Below are 18949 nucleotides of genomic sequence, written 5' to 3' on the forward strand. Positions count from 1 at the left end.
TCCCACCCCACTGGTCGGCGTGATCATGGGCAGCGACTCGGACTGGCCGGTGATGTCGGCTGCGGCTACCGCGTTGGCCGAGTTCGACGTCGCCCACGAGGTCGCGGTGATCTCCGCCCATCGGACTCCGCAGCGGATGCTGGATTACGCCCAGACCGCCGTGGATCGGGGAATCCGGGTGATCATCGCGGGTGCGGGCGGCGCGGCACACCTGCCCGGCATGGTCGCCTCGGCGACCGTGCTGCCGGTCATCGGTGTCCCGGTCCCGCTGAAATACCTCGACGGAATGGACTCGCTGCTGTCGATCGTGCAGATGCCCGCCGGGGTTCCGGTGGCGACGGTGTCGGTCGGCGGCGCACGCAACGCGGGACTGCTGGCGGTGCGCACCCTCGCCGCCGGTAGCGACGAGTCGGCACTGCGGTTGCGCAAGGCCATGGCGGATTTCCAGGCCGATCTGGAACGCCTGGTGTTGGACAAGGACGCCGCGCTGCAGGAGCGCCACGCCGCAGGTTGAGCGGGTGGCGGCGGGTCCGTCGCGCTGGGCCGGACCCGCTGCCCCACCCTGCGAACCGGGGTAATTCGGTTGCCTGGGCGACAGGCGATGGGGCATTGTGGATCACGTAGGAGCGAGTGCGACAACGCAGCAGGAGGTGGGGACGTCATGCCGGGGAAGACCTCGCGACGGCAACTCCTGAGGCGTCGCCGATATCTGCTCGAGACGGAACGCAGCCGAGGCTGCTGACCCGTCCGTAGGAGCACCACCCGGCTTCGAGGCCATGGCCTGGCCGTTTCGGCGTCTGCTCCTCGTATCGCGTATCCGGTGCGCCCGCTTGGTCGGCCGCCGGGCTGCGCTATGCCTGCGCGTTCTCCCGCGCAGTTCTGACGATCCCGTCTGTTCTTTCCTTCTGGACCGCTTGATGCCGCGGTTCAGCGACCCCGTGAGGCGATCATGCACACCGAGATTCTCGGCGAGCGCGTACCCATCCGGGTCTGGGCGGATCCTGCCCAGATCGAAGATCAAGCCCTTCAGCAGCTGCGCAATGTCGCCAATCTGCCCTGGTTGCACGGCCTGGCCGTGATGCCGGATGTGCACTTCGGCAAGGGCGCCACCGTGGGAAGCGTCATCGCGATGCGCGACGCCGTCTCACCTGCGGCGGTCGGCGTCGACATCGGTTGCGGCATGTCCGCCGTCCGGACCTCGCTGTTCGACCGCGACCTTCCCGATGACCTGGCCGTACTGCGGTCCCGGATCGAGGCAGCCGTCCCGGTGGGGTTCGGGCTGCACAAGAACCCGGTGGACCCGGCCAGGGTGCCCGGTACCGGCGGCTGGGATCGCTTCTGGTCCGGTTTCGACCAGCTACACGAGGGCGTGCAGGATCGGCGGAGCCGGGCGGCGAAGCAGATCGGCACCCTCGGCGGCGGAAACCACTTCATCGAGGTCTGCCTGGAGCAGGGCGGCCTCGACGCCGGACGGGTGTGGCTGATGCTGCATTCCGGCTCCCGCAACATCGGCAAGGAACTGGCCGAGCGGCACGTGCGGATCGCACAGTCCCTCTCGCACAACAAGAACCTTGTCGACCGCGACCTGGCGGTGTTCTTGACGGGCACCTCGGAGATGGACGCCTACCGGCGGGATCTCTACTGGGCGCAGGAGTACGCGCTGCGTAACCGGGCCACGATGATGGCGCTGGTCAAGAAGGCGTTGTCGGACACGGTGCCGGGTACCCGCTTCGATCCGGAGATCTCCTGTCACCACAACTACGTGGCCGAGGAGCGGTACGACGGCGTCGACGTCCTGGTGACCAGGAAGGGCGCGATCCGCGCCGGCTCCGGCGACCTGGGGATCATCCCGGGCAGCATGGGAACCGGTTCCTACATCGTGCGTGGTCTGGGCAACGACGCGTCGTTCCAGTCGGCTTCGCACGGCGCGGGGCGGCGGATGTCGCGGAACAAGGCCAAGCAGCTCTACACGGCGGCCGACCTCGCGGCGCAGACCCAGGGTGTGGAGTGCCGGAAGGACCGGGGCGTGGTCGACGAGATCCCTGCGGCGTACAAGGACATCAACGAGGTCATCAAGGCGCAGCAGGATCTGGTGAAGGTGGTCGCTCACCTGAAGCAGGTGGTCTGCGTCAAGGGCTGAGCTCGGCACGACCGGCGGGCTGGTGGGTTAACGAACCTTCACTTCGGGGCTACTATCGCGGACGACAGTGTTGTTACTCGGCGGTAACAGGAGGCGCGCGGTGAACTCAGGCTTCGGTACCTACCAGCTCGCGGACGAGCACGAAGCACTACGTGAGGCGGTCCGGGCGCTCGCCGAGAAGGAGATCGCCCCGCACGCCGCCGAGGTCGACGAGCAGTCCCGTTTCCCGAAGGAGGCGCTGGACGCGCTGACCAAGGCAGACCTGCACGCGGTCCACCTGCCGGAGGAGTACGACGGCCAGGGCGCCGATTCGGTCGCGACCTGCATCGTCATCGAGGAGGTCGCCCGAGTCTGTGCCTCCTCCTCGCTGATCCCCGCCGTGAACAAGCTGGGCTCGATGCCCATCCTGCTGTCGGGCTCGGCGGAGCTGAAACAGCAGGTGCTGCCCTCGATCGCCTCGGGCGAGGCGATGATCTCCTACGCCCTGTCCGAACGCGAGGCCGGTTCCGACACGGCGTCCATGCGGACCAGGGCCCGGCTCGACGGCGATCACTGGGTCCTCAACGGCACCAAGTGCTGGATCACCAACGCGGGCGAGTCCTCCTGGTACACGGTGATGGCGGTCACCGACCCCGACGCCGCCAAGAAGTCCGACGGGATCTCCGCCTTCGTCGTTCACGCCGACGACCCGGGTTTCGAGGTCGGTTCCAAGGAGCGCAAGCTCGGCATCAAGGGCTCGCCCACCCGTGAGATCCACTTCGCCGACTGCACCATCCCGGCCGACCGCATCATCGGCGAACCCGGCACCGGGCTGAAGACCGCGCTGCGAACACTGGACCACACCCGGCCCACCATCGGCGCGCAGGCACTCGGCATCGCCCAGGGCGCCCTCGACGCGTCGATCGCCTACGTCAAGGACCGCAAGCAGTTCGGTAAGTCCATCGGCGACTTCCAGGGCGTGCAGTTCATGCTCGCCGACATGGCGATGAAGATCGAGGCCGCCCGTCACCTGGTCTACGTCTCGGCGGCCCGCGCCGAACGCGGCGAGGCCAACCTCGGCTTCGTCTCGGCCGCCGCGAAGTGCTTCGCCTCCGACGTCGCGATGGAGGTCACCACCGACGCCGTCCAGCTCTTCGGCGGCGCGGGCTACACCACGGACTTCCCAGTCGAACGCATGATGCGTGACGCGAAGATCACCCAGATCTACGAGGGCACCAACCAGATCCAGCGCATGGTGATGGCCCGCAACCTGCTCAAGGGCTGAGAGGCGGCTGCCTGCGGCGGCCTTGACGACGGTGTGACCACCGCGTTCAGGGCCGCCGTCCTCGCTGTGGGGCTCTCATTCCGGTTCGGTCTGCTTGCGTCGCTGGCTTTTCTTTCTTGGGAATTCCGAACCGGGGGAATATTTGACGGCGACTCCTCGTCGCTGTGTCGAGCTGCGCTCGATCACCTTTCGCTCTACCAGGCTGCGTAGAATGTCTCGTGCTTGGTAGACGTCAACGTCGAAAAGTCGTTGAATAGTCCGGTTGTTGACCTCGCCGTAATCTTTAAGGTGCTCGATAATCTTCTTGTCGATGTCGTCGACGGCGCGCTGGTGATAAGATATTGCACTGCCGAGTAGGGTGATCGCATCGGCGCGGAGTCGATAACTCGGATGCTTTCGATTCATTGTGGCACGCGTTGGCTCCAAGATTGCAATGGGCTCACTAGCTAGCCTCCGCAGCGAATCTTGCGCTTCTTCTGGAGTGCGCTGGATATATTCTGCCACCAAGCTGGCTTTGACGTTTTTCTTCTCGCAAAGTAGGTGGATGATGAGCAGAGTGTCCGTGTCCTGTTGTTCATCGGGGGATAGTGTCGCCAGAAATTTCGTCACTCGTGTCTTCGGTGTTTTTCCTTGAAAGAGTACGGTGACCTCCTCGCGATCGTCGATGATCTGAGGTACATCACGCCCGGAGCGGATCATCTCCCGGTACATCCGGTCAACGCCCTGACCAGCGTCTTCAGCTAGGCCGAGCAAGCGGAACGCCGCTGCAAGGCTCGGGAAACGGGCTCGGGACCCGCGCGTGAGGATGTTCCGGACAGTAACGCCCGAAACCAGTGGTCCGGGGGAACTGATGCGAATATGTTGCGGCGAATGTTCGATCCGAACGGGCACCCGGGTCCGCCAATCTCCGTGTACCAGGGCGTTGACCAACGCCTCACGGATCGCGGCGGAGGGGTAATCTTCAATCTGGAGTTGTTGCCCATTGGCCAGAGTGACCGGGGTGATGCCCTGCCTGGCCCGGATCGCTTGCATTACTTCATCAAAGGCAAACAAGAGTGGAGTTTCCAGCCGAAGAATAGCGTCTGCTTCGCCGCCTCGGGACCTCTTGTGCTGGTAGATGATGACCTCTTGGGGTGCCCTCGGTATCGGGCTGCATAGCAAGATTTCGCCAGCGTGAGTCAAGTGGTCATCGGGGCCGATCAGCTTCATTGCATTGAGTAGGTCGATAGCGTTGAACTTGGCGTATCGCTGCCTTGCGCTATCGCTGGAAGCTGCGAGAAGGCGGCGGCAGAGCCGCATCGCCAGCGGGTCGATGTCCTCAATAGAGCGTCTGCTCGAAGTCGCCGACCAGTCGAAACCTTGCCGTTCTTCCATGAGTCTGGTGATATCCGCTGGTCGCATGGGAACACAGTCGGTATTGATCCGCTGATAACTGTATCCCTTGGTTGTTGAATACACCTCCAGTCCAGCGGGCACCTGGATGCGCAACAGCCTCGTCTCCGCGTACCACAGCTCCTCGATCTCGACTAGGAGCGAAGGCACGGTGAGTTGATGTATCCGGGACCTCAAGATCGACGCGTCCAACGTGCACCCGGTGAAGGCGGCGCTACCCGACAGTGAGTCGGCCACCCCGACGATGATGGTGCCGCCGCGAGCATTGGCGAAGCACACGGCCGCATCGGCCAAGTCTGCGCAGGCTTCTTTGAAGTTGGACTTCTCTTCCTTGAAATCGAGTACGTCGGTTTCGCATTTGGCCGCCGACCTACCAGCGAGGATGGCATCGAGGGTGGCTTTCAGTGAGGTCACCTTTGAGAGCTCCTTTGAGGTTGCTGTCATTTTGTAGGCTATCCCCAAAGGAGAGGGCGGGCCAGGATCAACGCCCGCATGTCGCCCGGCCCGGTGACCGCAAGCGGTCACCACGGCAGATCCGCCCTTGACGTGGTGACGGTCACAGCCATACGGTCCGCGCACAAGCCGATGAAACGTTTCAGGGGGCGACATGGCTGAGCCCGACGATGTCGCCGTGGGGCCGCCCCCGCCGCTGTCTCTTCGCGGCGTCGGCAAGTCCTATGGCGCGGTCACGGCGCTGGACGGCGTCGAGCTCGATCTGCTCGCGGGCGAGGTGCACGCCTTGATGGGCGAGAACGGCGCGGGCAAGTCGACGCTGGTCAAGATGCTTGCGGGCGTGCACGAGCCCGACAGCGGCGAGCTGTTACTCGACGGCGTCGCCCATCCGCTCACCGGCACGGCCGAGGCGCGTGCGACGGGAATCGCGGTCATCTACCAGGAGCCGACGCTCTTCCCCGATCTGTCGGTCGCCGAGAACATCTTCATGGGCCGCCAGCCCACCACCCGTTTCGGGCGGATCGACCACCGCGCGATGCGCGCGGCCTGCGCCGCACTGTTCGACCGCCTCGGCGTGCGACTCGACCCGGACCGGCCCGCGCGCGGCCTGTCGATCGCCGATCAGCAGATGGTGGAGATCGCCAAGGCGCTCTCCTTCGACGTTCGAGTGCTGGTGATGGACGAGCCGACCTCGGCGCTGTCCGGGGTCGAGGTGGAACGGCTGTTCGGCGTGGTCCGGGCGCTGCGGGATGCGGGCGCTGCCGTGCTGTTCATCTCGCACCGCTTCGACGAGGTCTTCGACCTGTGCGACCGGATCACCGTGCTCCGCGACGGCCGATGGGTCTCCTGCGACGCCATCGGCGATCTCACCGTCGACACGGTCATCCGTCGGATGGTCGGCCGCGAGGTCTCCAGCCTCTTCCCCAAGACGGAGGCGCCGCTGCGTGAGATCGCCCTGGAGGTCGAGGGCCTGAGCCGCGCCGGTGTCTTCCATGACGTCGACTTCCACGTCCGGGGCGGCGAGATCGTCGCGCTGGCCGGGCTGGTCGGCGCAGGCCGCAGCGAGGTGGTGCGGGCCGTGTTCGGCATCGACCGCTACGACTCCGGATCGGTCCGGGTGGCGGGCAAGCCCCTGCGACCGGGGAACCCGGCGGCGGCGATGGCGGCAGGCATCGCGCTGGTGCCGGAGGACCGACGCCAGCAGGGGCTGGTGATGGAGCTGTCGGTGCAGCGCAACGCCACCCTGACCCGGTTATGGAACCTGGCCCGCTTCGGCTGGTTGTCCGGCCGCAGCGAACGGGAACACGCCACCGAGTGGTCCCGCAGGCTCCAGGTCAAGGCCGAGCACATCACCGACGCCGTCTCGACGCTGTCCGGCGGCAACCAGCAGAAGGTGGTGCTGGCCAAATGGTTGGCCACCGACCCGGCCGTGCTGATCGTCGACGAGCCGACCAGGGGAATCGACGTCGGCACGAAATCCGAGGTACACCGCCTGCTGTCCGAGTTGGCCGGAGAGGGAATGGCCGTGATCATGGTGTCCAGCGAACTCCCGGAGGTGCTCGGCATGGCCGATCGGGTGCTGGTGATGCACGAGGGGCGGCTGGTCGCCGATATCCCCCGTGCCCGCGCCGATGAGAACAGCGTGATGGCGGCGGCGACCGGCGGGCAGGACCGGCGGTGAGCACCTCGGTGTCCACACCGGACTCGACGGCCTCCGGCGATCGGGGCGTCGGTGCCCTGCTGCGCAGACTATTGGTGGCCAGGGAGATGGGCGTACTCCTCGCCCTGGCGCTGTTGTTGGCGGCCACCCTCACCGTCAACCCGAGGTTCCTGACCGGACAGAGCCTGCGTGACCTGCTGCTGGGCGCGTCGATCCTGGTGGTCCTGGCCGCCGGGCAGGCCATGGTGATCATCACCAGGAACGTCGATCTCTCGGTCGGCTCGGTGCTGGGCTTATCGGCCTACGCCACCGGCACACTCTTGGTGGTGGCACCGGGGATCCCGTTGCCGCTGGTGGTGCTGTTCGGGATGCTCGTCGGTGCCGCCTGTGGGCTGTTCAACGGTGCGGTCGTCGCCGTGGCCAGGGTGCCGTCGCTGGTGGTCACCCTCGGCACCATGTACATGTTCCGGGGGCTCGACTCGATCTGGGCCGCCTCCTCCGGACGCCTGCAGATCAACGCCGCCGACCTGCCCGCAGGCTTCGCCTCGGCCGGGACCACGGCATTTCTGGGCATCCCGATCCTCGCGATCGGCGCCATCCTCGTGGTACTCGCGGTCGGCGATTTCCTGCGCTCCTACCGCAGCGGCCGGGAGCTGTATGCGATCGGCTCCGACGGCGTCGCGGCCGGGCTGTCCGGCATCCCGGTCGGCCGCCGCACCCTGACCGCCTTCGTGGTCAACGGGATGCTCGCCGGATTGGGCGGAGTCATGTACGCCGCCAGATTCGGCACCCTCGACGCGACCGCCGGGACCGGGCTGGAACTCCAGGTGGTCGCGGCCGTGGTCATCGGTGGCGTCGCCATCACCGGCGGCAGCGGCAGTGTGTGGGGCGCCGCGATCGGTGCTGTCCTGCTCACCGTCATCGGCGCCGCCCTGCCGCAGCTGGGTGTGAGCGCGTTCTGGCAACAGGCGTCGATCGGCGCCCTGATCCTGCTGGCCATCGGCTTGGACCGTGCGCTGGCGCTGCGCACCGCACGCAGATTGAGGAGGTGGGACACGCATGCCTCCTGAGACGAGACAGCCTGCCCGCAGGCGCACGTTGCCGACCTGGGACTTCGCCATCGTCGGCGTGCTGCTGGCGGTGCTGGTGACAGCAGGCTTGAGCGTCGAGGGCTTCGCCGCCAGCCGCAACATCGGTTTCCTACTGCTCGACGTGCTGGTGATCGCCCTGATCGCCCTACCACTGACCCTGGTGGTGGTGACCGGGGAGATCGACCTCTCGGTGGCCAGCACCGTCGGCCTGACCAGCGCGGTGATGGGTTCGCTGTGGGTGTCGGGGCTGTCGCTGGAATTGATCGTGGTGCTGTGCATCCTGCTCGGCGGGGTACTCGGTGCGGTCAACGGACTACTGGTCACCGGGTTCGGCCTGCCGTCGCTGGCCGTCACCATCGGCACCCTGGCCCTCTATCGCGGACTGGCCTTCGTGGTGCTGGGCGATCAGGCCGTCGCCGACTTCCCCGCCGACTGGACCGGCTGGGCGATCGGCAGCCTGGGCGACACCGGAATCCCCAACGCCGTGCTGCCCCTGGTGCTGCTGGCGGCCGTCTTCATCGTGGTCCTGCATGCCACCCCGATCGGCCGCGGCCTCTATGCGATGGGCAACAACACCGAGGCGGCGGTCTTCGCGGGTATCGCGGTGCGACGCACCAAGTTCTGGCTGTTCGTCGCCACCGGTGCGGTGTCCGGGCTCGGCGGCGTGTTCTGGACCCTGCGGTTCGCCAGCGCCAGGGCGGACAACGCCACCGGCCTGGAACTACTGGTCGTGGCAGCGGTCCTGCTGGGCGGGGTGTCGATCTTCGGCGGCAGCGGTGGGCTGTTCGGCGTGCTCGCCGCGGTACTGCTGCTGGGTTCGCTCCGCAACGCCCTGCAACTGGTCAACGTCTCCTCGGACGCCCTGAACGTCCTCACCGGCCTGCTCCTGATCATCTCGGTGGTGGTGCCCGCCGTCCTCGCCCGACGCCGAAGTCGCCGACGACCCCGTGGCCGGCCTGCTGTCGCCGGTAGCGCGACGAGTACCAACGGGCCCTCTCCCGAAGCCGAGTCCGCCGACCGAACGAAAGGCACGACATGAGTCACCTGCCCAGTTCCCGCGTCCTAACCGCGACAGCGGTGGTCGGAGCCGCAGTGCTGTTCGTCTCGGCCTGCGGCGGCGGCACCACCCGAGGCTCCGAGACCGCCGATGGCGGCAGCGGGCCGACCGCGACCGGCGAGGCCGACCCCGACGCGGAGATCCCCGCCGGGCTGTCGGTGACCTTCCTGCCCAAACAGCTCAACAACCCCTACTTCGGCGTGGCCGACGCGGGCGGCGAAGAGGCGGTCACGGAGTTCGAGGGTGAGTACAGCGAGGTGGGCCCGTCCGAGGCCAGCGCGTCCTCCCAGGTCAGCTACATCAACACCCTCACCCAGCAGGGCGTCGACGTCATCGCCACCTCGGCGAACGACCCGAACGCGATCTGCGGGGCGCTCAACCAGGCACGGGAGGGCGGCGCGAAGGTCGTCACCTTCGACTCCGACACCGACCCCGGTTGCCGGGACGTCTTCATCAACCAGGCATCCGCCGAAGGCATCTCTTCGGCGCAGATCGACATGCTCGTCGAGGAGATCGGCGAATCCGGCGAGGTCGCCTTCCTCTCGGCGACGGCGAACGCCACCAACCAGAACCTGTGGATCGAGCTGATGGAGGAACAGCTCGCCGAGGAGTACCCGGACATCGAGGTGGTCGCTACCGTCTACGGCGATGACGAGGACGAGAAGTCCTTCCAGGAGACCCAGGGTCTACTCCAGACCCACGGCGACCTCGACGCCATCATCTCGCCCACCACCGTCGGCCTGGCCGCGGCCGCCCGCTACCTGTCCGGCTCGGAATTCCAGGGTGAGGTGACCCTGACCGGCCTCGGCACCCCCAACCAGATGCGTGCCTTCATCGAGGACGGCACCGTCAACCGCTTCGCCCTCTGGAACCCCGCCGACCTCGGCTACCTTGCCGCCTACGCGGGCGCGGCCCTGTCCGCAGGCCAGATCGTCGGCGCCGAGGGCGACACCTTCACCGCAGGTCGCCTAGGCGACTACACCGTCGGCGCCGACGGCGAGATCGTCCTCGGCGACCCGACGGTGTTCACCAGCGAGAACATCGAGGAGTTCGATTTCTAGGGATCTCTCCGGCTGCTTTGGCTTTGAGGCAGCCGGTTCGGGCCGAGATTGGGAGCGGGCGCCGATCCAGGGTGGATCGGCGCCCGCCGCATAGTCAGCCGGTGCCTGCCGGTCAGCCCGTCTCGGTGAGCGTCACCGCGTGGCCGTCGAACTCGGCCAATGGATCGGTGTTTGGTTCATCGCCTTCCGACAGCGATTGCGACTGCGCCAAGGGACCCGTGTCGGGATAAGCCGAGCGGTACACGTACAACTCATCGGCGAAACCCACGAAGTTGATCAGCAGGTATCCGTCCGAGTTGCGCAGGACAGCCGCATCGGTCGAGGTGGGGTAGGCAGTCCCGGTCCGGCTATCGACAAGCTGAGTCCATTCGCCGTACTTCGTGTTGTCGAAGAGGTCCTGGACCGCGACCCAGAGGTAGTCATCGGAGCCGCGTGCGACGACGGTTACTCGGTCGCCATTGCGGATGACCGTTGCTGGGCTGCCGGTGAACTCTCGGCCCTCTCCGACCGCCGACCAACCCGCGTCGAGGGTCTCCTCCCGAAGCTCGTGGATACGGGCATCAGGACCACGTGCGAAGACGCGCAGCTTGCCGGCCGAGTCGACCACCAGACTGGGCTTGCCGCCGAAACCGGTGCCGGGCAACGTGATCCATGCCGTCGCCACACCATCCTCGATGGTGGTGAACTGCAACGTGCCCTGGGAATCGCGGGCGACGACGTAGATCCGCTGGTCCGCGGCGACTACTCCGAAATCGGAGGTCAGATCGGAGCCGCCGATCAGTCGCCAACCGGTGCTGCCCAATTCGCGATACAGCAGTCCGCCGTCCTCGCTCACCGCGATGGCAGCCACCGTCTGATCCGCCGTCTCGACCAGCTGCGCGGGGCCCGGTGTCCAGCCGCCGAGTGAGGTGAAGCCCCATTCGTCGTCGCGGGTCACCTGCCAGGTTGTGGAGTCCGTTCCGTGCGCCAGCCGATGGATCTCACCGTCCGCGCTGCGGAGGGCGGAAGGCTGGCCGGCGAAGCGACGATCCCGATCCGGGATGGTGTAGATAAACCTGGTCGGGTCATCCGGATAGCTCTGCAACGCCTCGAGCAATCTGCCGGAGGACTCATTGAAGTAGATCCGAATAAGACCGTCGGAGCCCTCGATCATGCTGGTTGCATGGGAACGGTCGTTCTCCGGCGTCGGCGCACTGGGTACCGCAGTCGAATCATAGGTGCAGGTTGCGCCGTCGGCGGTGATGTCCCGATACCCGGACCAGCCGGTGCCGATCAGCTTCTCGAAATTCGCGCCGGTCTCCCAACCATCGGTGTTCCGGTCCCACCGATAGCCGACCAGGTTCCCGGTCGATTCATCAACCCCATAGACCAGATCCGCGCCGATGGAGAACAGATGTGAGTGATCCCAGCTGCCGCCGGCAGGCTGGGCGTATTCCAGCCAGCGTTGTGACCCGTGGTGGTACTGGAAACGGAGAAGAGTGTCGTCGGGTTTGCGGGCATACAGCACGCCGTCTCCGGCCGCGAAGATCAGGTCATACTGTTCCCAACCGGTGTCGATCACCTCGCGGTACACCGGCCAGCTGTCATCACGTCGATCGGGTTGCGAGACCGTCAGGGCGCCGTCCGCGTCGACGGCGAACACCATGCCCTGGCTGTCGGCAGTGATCAGGTCGCGGTTCGCTGACTGGGTCCAGCGGGCCCAGCCGTCCTCGTCGATGATGCGGTACCGCCTGCCGTTGGGATTCGGCTTCCAGGCCCGGTCCTCGAGTTCCAGGTACCACAGTTGGCCGTTCGGGTAGGCCTGGAGGACACCGCCGTCCGGCAGCCCGATGGGCGGTCCCGACCAGTTCGGAGTCAGCCGCGTGTCCGGCCCCCAGGACGGTGTATCCGAGAGAACGTCCTGCTGCTCCGCCAGCCACAGCGAACGATCGAACCCGTGGGTGAAGATGTTCGCGGTGGACAGACAGGTCCGCGCATCGAGGTCGGTCTCCGCAGCGGGTTGCTGCGCACCGGCCGGTACCGAGGTTAGGGTTGTACCAGCGAGAACAAATAATAGGGTGAGTGCCGAGCCTGTTCTCCTCGGCATTCGAGATGAGTGCACTTGCGCTACCCCTCTTGGGCTGTACGGCAAACCGGCGTTCGCCATCGAAGAGTGTCGCAGAGCATGGCGGGTGTTTTAGAAAAACTTTAAATAGGTGGCGGATGGTTATTTACTTTCTGCAGGTTCGGCTAGCGTATGGTTGACAACTCGAACAACTATTGAAGAGCAGGCTCGGCCGTCAGAAGGGATCGAGAGCCCGGCAACAGGGCGATGGTGTGGTCGAGCGTGATCGTGCCTTCGTTAGTCCGCAGTCGTGCGGCGTCGAACTGATTGAATCGGAGCGGGTCAGATGAGTGCCGCTGTGGAATTCCAGATGCACCGCATTGGCGGAGAAATAGTCAACCTCGCCAGCTTGCTCGACATGGTCCCGGACAATGATTGGGTGTGGTCCGTACTGGAGTTCGACGGACTTGGGCAGGTGCCTGCCGACCTCGGGTACGAGGAGTTCCGCGAGACAGTGCTCTCCTCGCCGCAGGGGTATGTCATGTCGTGGCGCGAGCTTCGAGCATTCGCGGCTGGTGTCCGGCAGTGTTTCGATCTCACCCTGGTGGCGGTGCGAGACCGTCGCGTGCTCGACTCAGATCGGTTCGCTGCCAACGACTTTCGGGCTTGCGCTGCGGTCCTCACCGCAAGCGATAGCACGTATTGGTCTGTAGAGGCCGACGCCGAATTCGAGAGAACATGCCAGCTGGTGGCACGGGTGCGATCCCGCTACGGATCTGCGCTCCGGTGAGGCACCTGTTGTAGTGATCCAAACATGGATCGGCGGCGGGCTCCTCGGCTAGTACGGGATGCGAGATAGACGGGCCACCGTGACCCCGGTCATCCGCCCGCCCGGTTTGTCAGCGGTTGCGGACTTTCCAGCCCGCGTAGCCCGCTATCGTGATCAGGTGCTGACGGTGCGTGGACTGACGAAGACCTACGGGGGCCGTCGGGTCGTCGACCAGGTCAGCTTCGAACTACAGCCCGGGACGGTGACCGCGTTCCTCGGGCCCAACGGTGCGGGCAAGTCCACGACCCTGCGGATGATCAGTGGCCTGACGATTCCCGATGCGGGCGAGACCTTCGTGGCGGGCAGGCCGTTTCGGAGGTGGCCGAACCCTGCGCATGTCGCGGGGGTGCTGCTCGACGCGGCCGCCGTGCATCCGGGGCGGACCGGGCGTTCTCATCTGCGGAACGCCGCGTTGCTCGCCGGGCTGTCGAAGAACCGTGTTGACGAGGTGTTATCCGTCGTCGGCCTAGGAGATGCCGGGGGTCGGCGGATCGGCGGGTACAGCCTCGGGATGCGGCAGCGGCTCGGGCTGGCGCAGGCGCTGCTGACCAATCCGCCGATGCTGATCCTCGACGAGCCGATCAACGGGCTCGATCCCGAGGGGATTCGATCGGTCCGACTACTGCTGCGCGACTATGCGCGGCGCGGCGGCACGGCATTGCTGTCCAGCCATGTGCTGTCCGAGGTGGACCAGACCGCCGACCGGGTGTTGGTGATCGGGTCCGGTCGGATCGTGGCCGACGGGCCTTTGAGCGAGCTGACCACCTCGCATCGCAGCGTGGTGCGCGCACCCGACATGAACCGCCTCGCCTCGGTGTTGACCTCGGCAGGCATCGCCGTACAGCCTGCCGCCGACGGACATCTCGCCGCGGATGCCACCGTCGACCGCGTGTCCGAGGTGACCTTCTCCGCCGGGGTCCGGCTGCTCGGGCTCGCGCAGGAGAGCGTGAACCTGGAAGACCTCTTCTTCCGACTGACCGGGGAGAACACCCGATGACGGGTCCTTACGCCCAGCCGCCCGCGCCGATGAACGGGCCGGGCCCGATGGGACCGCCCCCGCACGCACCACCCGGCGGGTACGCACCGCCGATGCCGGGGTCACCGCCGCCGCAGACGGGTCCGCAGCCCTTCCCCGGTCAGCCGCATCCCTCACAGCCGTTCCCGGCCGTTCAACCGCAGCTCGCCCAACAGCAGCCACCCCAACAGCAGCTCGCCCAACAGCAGCCGGCCCAACCGTTTCCCAGCCAGCAGCCGCCACCGAATCCCGCCGCGCAGCCCGGTTCGACCCCGGAATGGGGCGTTCGCGCGGGCCGTCGAATCGGCTTCGGAACCATGGTGCTCGTCGAGCTGCGCAAACTCACGGGCACCCGCTCCGACCGACTGGTGTTGGCACTGGCCCCGGTGCTGTTCTTCGGGCTGGTCGTGGCAGGCGCGCTGCTCAGCGAACGAATGGCCAGCGCCTACGACCAGATGTACCCGTTCTACCTGTCCGCGCAGATCGGCGTGCTGCTCTTCCACGCCGCGCTGATCAAGCTGGTCGCGGGCGAGTGGCAGTACAAGAGCGTGCAGACCACGCTGCTGGTCCAGCCATCCCGACTGCGTTATCTGCTGGCGCAGGGCTCGGTGTTGGGCCTGGTGTGGTTGATCGCCAGCCTGGTGACCATCGTCGGGTATCCGCCGATCATCGACGCGTCCACCGAGGCCAACCACTATTCATACCTGTTGGGCCACCGGCTCGGCTGGGTCGTGCTCGTCGTGGTCGTCGCGCTTGCGCTGGGCATGCTTGCCTCGCTGTCCATCGCGCTGCTCATCCCGAACACGGTCGGCGCCTTGGTCGTCTACTTCCTGCTGATGCCCGCCTTGGCCATGGCTCATGGCATCTTCCCCGACCTCATCGGGTTCATAGCGCCGCTGGAGCTGGCCCGCTACCTGATCAGCCCGGACGCGGACCTCGTACCGGGCATCGCCTCCGGATTGCTGTGGACGACGTTGTTCGTGGTCGGGGTGATGAAGCTGACCAAGCGCGACGCCGGGTAGCGCTCGAAGCGGAGCTCAAGGATCAACCGGCGGCCAGCCTGCTGCCGCCCTCCGGGTCGATGGCTGCCACCAGCACCTCCGCCATCTGCTCCGACCGCGAGCAGTAGTCCGCGATCAGTGTCTCGATGTCGAAATCCTGGTCCTGGACGTACAGCAGCTCCCGTTCGTCAGTGGGAATCGAGGCCGACACCGTCAACGGGCCGAGATAGCCGGTGTGGATCGCAGTGGTGCAGGTATCGCCCACGCTGCCACCCTGGTAGGTCAGGGCGTAGTAGCGATCATCGAGGATCCACCGGCGGAAATGGTCGGAGTACGAGCCCTCGCCGTTCCAGGTGTCGCCGAAGTACCGACGTTGCGACTCGCGGCCCCGGGGCGCGGTCTGCTCGATGACGACCCGGCCCCATTCCTCTTCGGCCGCGCACCCCGGAGACATGGCGTCGAGGGTGTAGGGCTCGGTGGTCAGGCCCAGCTCGGCGAAAAGCTCCGGGGGCAGTTCCTCGCAGGTGTTCTCGAAGACCGCCCGGCGGCCGGTGGCGAATTCGAGGTTGTCGTAGGCCACGAGCTCTTCCGACAACACCGGTGATGTCCCGGAACTGAGCGGCGGTTCCGGCGGTGCCACGCAGCCTGCGGTGAGTAGCCCACCGATCAGCGCCACTGCCGCGATCCTGCGCATCCGGGCCGGTGCGGTCATCACTGTTGTCGAACCCCCATGCAGTCGGGCCACGCCGGGCCGGCGGGCTGCGGCCGTACGCCGTCGAGCGCGGACTCGCCTGGTAATGATCTACCACGGCGGCCGAGCAGACCGAAGGTTCGATCGATTCGCCGCTATCGGCGCAACCGTCAGTCCCGACCTGCCGGTCGGTTACCTCGCTAGTTTCGTGAGCGAATCAGGTTGAGCTGAGCACTGGTTCAGTAGCTGCGTACCCAGCTCGGGGGTTGATATGGAACTTGAGATCAGCAGGCATCAGTGGATATCGCTGCAGGGTGTAGCCGGGGATGTTCGCATGCTGGCGGAAGTCATCCGCGAGCTTGCGGATGCCCCGAGGCGGGAAGATGCGGTAGACGCTGTTCAGCGACTCCATCGGCAGGTGTTCGCGAACGGGTTGTTATGCGAGGCGTCGGTCGCCGTCGCATCATGTCTTGTGGGCCTGCTCTGGCGTTGCCCTGAGCACGTCGAGGATCTGCTGCTCGATCTTCTATCGGATATCTCGGCAGCTACGCCGTGTGTTAGCGACCCCGGCGTCTACGGGGATGTTTCCAGAGCGGACTGCCAGTACGAGATCTCCCTGGGCTTCCAGGCTTATGTCGAAATCCTGGATTCTAGCCCTAACCTAGTATCTCGGACGGCATGTATAGACCTCATTATGAGCTGTGGGTTATTCGAACCGAGGCTGCGGGATCGCGCTATCTATTTTCTGGACCGCGCGAAGGATCTCGCCGGTTTGGAAGCCTGCGGGAAGCTGATCTCGGCATCGCTTGACGAACTGCGGCAGCGCCCGCCGTCAGCATGACAGGCCCCCGCGCTGCCTCGGCGGGGATACCCAAGCCACTGAACCACCGAGTAGCCCGCGATCGCCGGACCACGGGCTACTCATTCACACGCTATTCGCCGAGGGCCTTGGTGACCCGCTCCGTCTCGCGGCGGTCGGCGAGCTTGGCCGGGTCGGCGTGTTGGACCTGGACCAGGGACGCACCAACCGCCAGCACCGGCAGCAGATTCGCCGCCACACCCTCGGGAACGGTCCAGTCCAGGGTGGACAGCACACGGTCATTCGATCCGATGCCGAATTCGGCGGCCTTGGTGGTGGCGGCTGCGAGGACTGTGTCCACGGTCGCACCGGACAGGGCCGGGCTGTCGCCTTCGACCGGGTCCATCGGGATGAAGTCGTCGCCGTAGACGCGGATCTCCGAGGTGTAGTCGACCAGCGCGCTACCCGCAGGCAGCCGAACCGGAGCGCCGAGCGCGTCCAGACCGACGACGGCGACCGTCCGCGCGCCGAGGTCGCCTGCGGACTCCGACTCCGAGGCGGGCACCAGTGCGACCTCCGCGCCCTCGGTATCCGCGCGCACCTCGGCGCCGCACCACCAGGCACCCAGCAGCACCCCGAGAGTCTGCCAATGCGCGGGCAGCCGCACCGCCACCGGCATTCCCGGTTCCACATCGAGTTCGTCGCGCAGCCAGTTCGCGGTCTTGGCGGCCCAGTTCGCGACCGTCACGGCGGACAGCTCGATCCGGTAGCCCGCCGCGTCATCGTAGAAGGTGATCAACGGCTTGCCGCCGCCGGTCGCAAGGTAGCCGCGCAACAACGTCTCGGTGACACTCATGGGGGTCCCTCTCGGCGGCGGGCGGCGGGGCCGCGTGTTGCGGCTCGGACGTCAGTTGACGCAGGGCACCCCGTCGGCGGTGATCGGCTCCTCGCCGTCCGGGGTCTGCGTGCGCACCTTACTTCCGAGGCCGACCGGCGCCGCGGACACCGGGGAGACCACCGCCGGGTCGATGGCGGGCGGCGCGCCGGCCCCGGACATGCCGACCGGCTGGCCTTCCGCGTCGGACTCGGTCAGGTCCGTGACGTAGTCACGCACCTCGCCTCGATCCACCAGCACCACGCTCTGGCCCTTGTCGTTGATGACGCCGACCTCGCGCACCGGGATCGTCACGAAGGTGACATCGCCGCCCGCGACGCCCTGCAACTGCCGGGCGAACACCAGCGGGTCCAGTTCCTCGTCCAACACCAGGGACGCCTGCATCGCATCAAGCAGATTCTGCAGCCTGCCGGGGTCGGTGAGCGTCCCGGTGGACAACACCTTGTCCACCAGCGCGGCCAGGAACACCTGCTGGCGGACGATGCGATCGAGATCGCCGCCGGGCAGGTTGCGTTGCCGGACGAAGGACAGCGCGTCGCCACCGGAGATCGTCTGCGGGCCTGCGGCGAAGTTCGCGCCAGAGTCGCTGTCGCTGGTCGCGTAGTTCAGGCAGACGTCGATGCCGCCGATCGCCTCGGTGAAGAGGTAGAAGCCGTAGAGATTGACCTCGGCGTAGTGGTCGATGCGCGCACCCGTCAGGTCGCCGACCGCGCCGATCAGCGCGCGTCGGCCCGCGTCGGTGGACTCGCGTTCCACCTGCGCCCGGTCGGTCACGCCCTCGGCCCGAAGCTGCCTGGCGGATTGCGTCTTCACCAGCCCCAAGGCGCCGTTGATCTTCTCGTCGCCGAGACCGGGCACCGGAACGTAGGTGTCGCGCGGGATGGACACCGCGTATGCGGCGCTGCCGTCGTCCGGGATCCGCAGCACGATGATCGTGTCCGTGTTGAGTCCGACCTCGGCCTCGGTGCGCAGCTGCCGCAGGATGTGTTCGGGCAGCGGGCGGCCCTGGGCGTCGGTCCGGCTGTCGGTGCCGACCAGCAGGATGTCGGTGGCCGTGTCCTCCACCGGCGGGGGCGGTGGGGCGGACGACGACTCCGGCGCCGGTTCGACCGGGTACGGGTCGATGTCGATCCGATCCAGGTCGCTGAGCGCGGAGGTCGTGTTGATGCTGTCCTGCACCCGGTCCATGCCGGCCCAGGCATAGCCGGTCAGGCCGAGGACCGCCACCGACACCAGGGCCACCAGGGAGCGGCCGCCCGCTAACAACACCGTGGCTCCGGTGCTCCGGCGACGCCGCTTCGTCAGCGCCGGGCTCGCTACTGCCTCGGCAGAATCCTCGCTCGTCTCCTCGGCCCGATCGCGCTGGTCCGACTCGGCCTCGGCCGCAGCAGCAGGCCCGTCCGCCTCGACCTCGCCTGTCGCGCTGGAACCGTCCGAATCGGGCCGTCCGAGTTCATCGGGTTGTTCGGTGTGGTGGTTCTCGTCGTGTGCGGACGGACCGCCGGACTCGTTGTCCGGTTCGTCGACGTCCTCCTGTTTGCGTGGCATTCACACCCC

The 18949-nt window shown here is 66.6% G+C and carries 16 protein-coding genes; 11 read left to right on the forward strand and 5 right to left on the reverse strand.

From position 1 onward, the window contains the following. Positions 1-25: 25 nt before the first annotated feature. The 3 genes from purE (at position 26) to BKA25_RS03725 (ending at position 3404) form a co-directional block, all read left to right on the forward strand. Positions 26-514, forward strand: a complete 489-nt coding sequence (purE, locus tag BKA25_RS03715; RefSeq protein ID WP_236751022.1) for a 5-(carboxyamino)imidazole ribonucleotide mutase — start codon at positions 26-28, stop codon at positions 512-514. Between the two features lie 435 nt (positions 515-949). After that, positions 950-2140, forward strand: a complete 1191-nt coding sequence (locus BKA25_RS03720; RefSeq protein WP_069852105.1) for an RtcB family protein — start codon at positions 950-952, stop codon at positions 2138-2140. A gap of 100 nt (positions 2141-2240) precedes the next feature. Next, complete coding sequence (locus BKA25_RS03725; RefSeq protein WP_069852103.1) at positions 2241-3404, forward strand: acyl-CoA dehydrogenase; 1164 nt, start codon at positions 2241-2243, stop codon at positions 3402-3404. Between the two features lie 75 nt (positions 3405-3479). On the opposite strand, the gene BKA25_RS03730 is transcribed toward BKA25_RS03725, so the two are convergent. Then, positions 3480-5210, reverse strand: coding sequence for an RNA-binding domain-containing protein (locus tag BKA25_RS03730; protein ID WP_069854064.1), 1731 nt, complete (start codon positions 5208-5210; stop codon positions 3480-3482). A gap of 193 nt (positions 5211-5403) precedes the next feature. Here BKA25_RS03730 and BKA25_RS03735 point away from each other — a divergent pair, with 193 nt between their 5' ends. The 4 genes from BKA25_RS03735 (at position 5404) to rhaS (ending at position 10118) form a co-directional block, all read left to right on the forward strand. After that, positions 5404-6930 (forward strand): sugar ABC transporter ATP-binding protein, encoded by a 1527-nt coding sequence (locus BKA25_RS03735; RefSeq protein WP_069852101.1) that lies wholly within the window; start codon positions 5404-5406, stop codon positions 6928-6930. Between the two features lie 86 nt (positions 6931-7016). After that, positions 7017-7979 (forward strand): ABC transporter permease, encoded by a 963-nt coding sequence (locus BKA25_RS03740; RefSeq protein WP_084643824.1) that lies wholly within the window; start codon positions 7017-7019, stop codon positions 7977-7979. Continuing rightward, complete coding sequence (locus tag BKA25_RS03745; protein WP_084643381.1) at positions 7969-9039, forward strand: ABC transporter permease; 1071 nt, start codon at positions 7969-7971, stop codon at positions 9037-9039. The genes BKA25_RS03740 and BKA25_RS03745 overlap by 11 nt, the downstream gene beginning before the upstream one ends. 38 nt (positions 9040-9077) lie before the next feature. Then, entirely contained in the window at positions 9078-10118 is a 1041-nt protein-coding gene (rhaS, locus tag BKA25_RS03750; protein WP_311734451.1) for a rhamnose ABC transporter substrate-binding protein, read from the forward strand. A gap of 112 nt (positions 10119-10230) precedes the next feature. Here rhaS and BKA25_RS03755 read toward each other — a convergent pair whose 3' ends face one another. Continuing rightward, entirely contained in the window at positions 10231-12204 is a 1974-nt protein-coding gene (locus BKA25_RS03755) for a tachylectin-related carbohydrate-binding protein (RefSeq protein WP_069852093.1), read from the reverse strand. Positions 12205-12508: 304 nt separating this feature from the next. Here BKA25_RS03755 and BKA25_RS03760 point away from each other — a divergent pair, with 304 nt between their 5' ends. The 3 genes from BKA25_RS03760 (at position 12509) to BKA25_RS03770 (ending at position 15028) form a co-directional block, all read left to right on the forward strand. Continuing rightward, entirely contained in the window at positions 12509-12952 is a 444-nt protein-coding gene (locus BKA25_RS03760; protein WP_069852091.1) for a hypothetical protein, read from the forward strand. Positions 12953-13109: 157 nt separating this feature from the next. Continuing rightward, the gene (locus tag BKA25_RS03765; protein ID WP_069852089.1) at positions 13110-13988 is read left to right on the forward strand and encodes an ABC transporter ATP-binding protein; all 879 of its coding nucleotides are present in this window, start codon (positions 13110-13112) and stop codon (positions 13986-13988) included. After that, complete coding sequence (locus BKA25_RS03770) at positions 13985-15028, forward strand: hypothetical protein (RefSeq protein WP_157421270.1); 1044 nt, start codon at positions 13985-13987, stop codon at positions 15026-15028. The genes BKA25_RS03765 and BKA25_RS03770 overlap by 4 nt, the downstream gene beginning before the upstream one ends. A 22-nt stretch (positions 15029-15050) precedes the next feature. On the opposite strand, the gene BKA25_RS03775 is transcribed toward BKA25_RS03770, so the two are convergent. Next, entirely contained in the window at positions 15051-15719 is a 669-nt protein-coding gene (locus tag BKA25_RS03775; RefSeq protein ID WP_069852085.1) for a hypothetical protein, read from the reverse strand. A 250-nt stretch (positions 15720-15969) separates the two neighbouring features. On the opposite strand from BKA25_RS03775, the gene BKA25_RS03780 reads away from it, so the two are divergent. Next, positions 15970-16539, forward strand: coding sequence for a hypothetical protein (locus BKA25_RS03780; protein WP_069852083.1), 570 nt, complete (start codon positions 15970-15972; stop codon positions 16537-16539). A gap of 91 nt (positions 16540-16630) precedes the next feature. Here BKA25_RS03780 and BKA25_RS03785 read toward each other — a convergent pair whose 3' ends face one another. Continuing rightward, the gene (locus BKA25_RS03785) at positions 16631-17353 is read right to left on the reverse strand and encodes a TIGR03089 family protein (protein WP_069852081.1); all 723 of its coding nucleotides are present in this window, start codon (positions 17351-17353) and stop codon (positions 16631-16633) included. Between the two features lie 51 nt (positions 17354-17404). After that, positions 17405-18940 (reverse strand): LCP family protein, encoded by a 1536-nt coding sequence (locus BKA25_RS03790; RefSeq protein ID WP_084643379.1) that lies wholly within the window; start codon positions 18938-18940, stop codon positions 17405-17407. Positions 18941-18949 lie beyond the last annotated feature (9 nt).

It is taken from the genome of Actinoalloteichus hymeniacidonis (genome assembly GCF_014203365.1).
GTDB lineage: Bacteria > Actinomycetota > Actinomycetes > Mycobacteriales > Pseudonocardiaceae > Actinoalloteichus_A > Actinoalloteichus_A hymeniacidonis.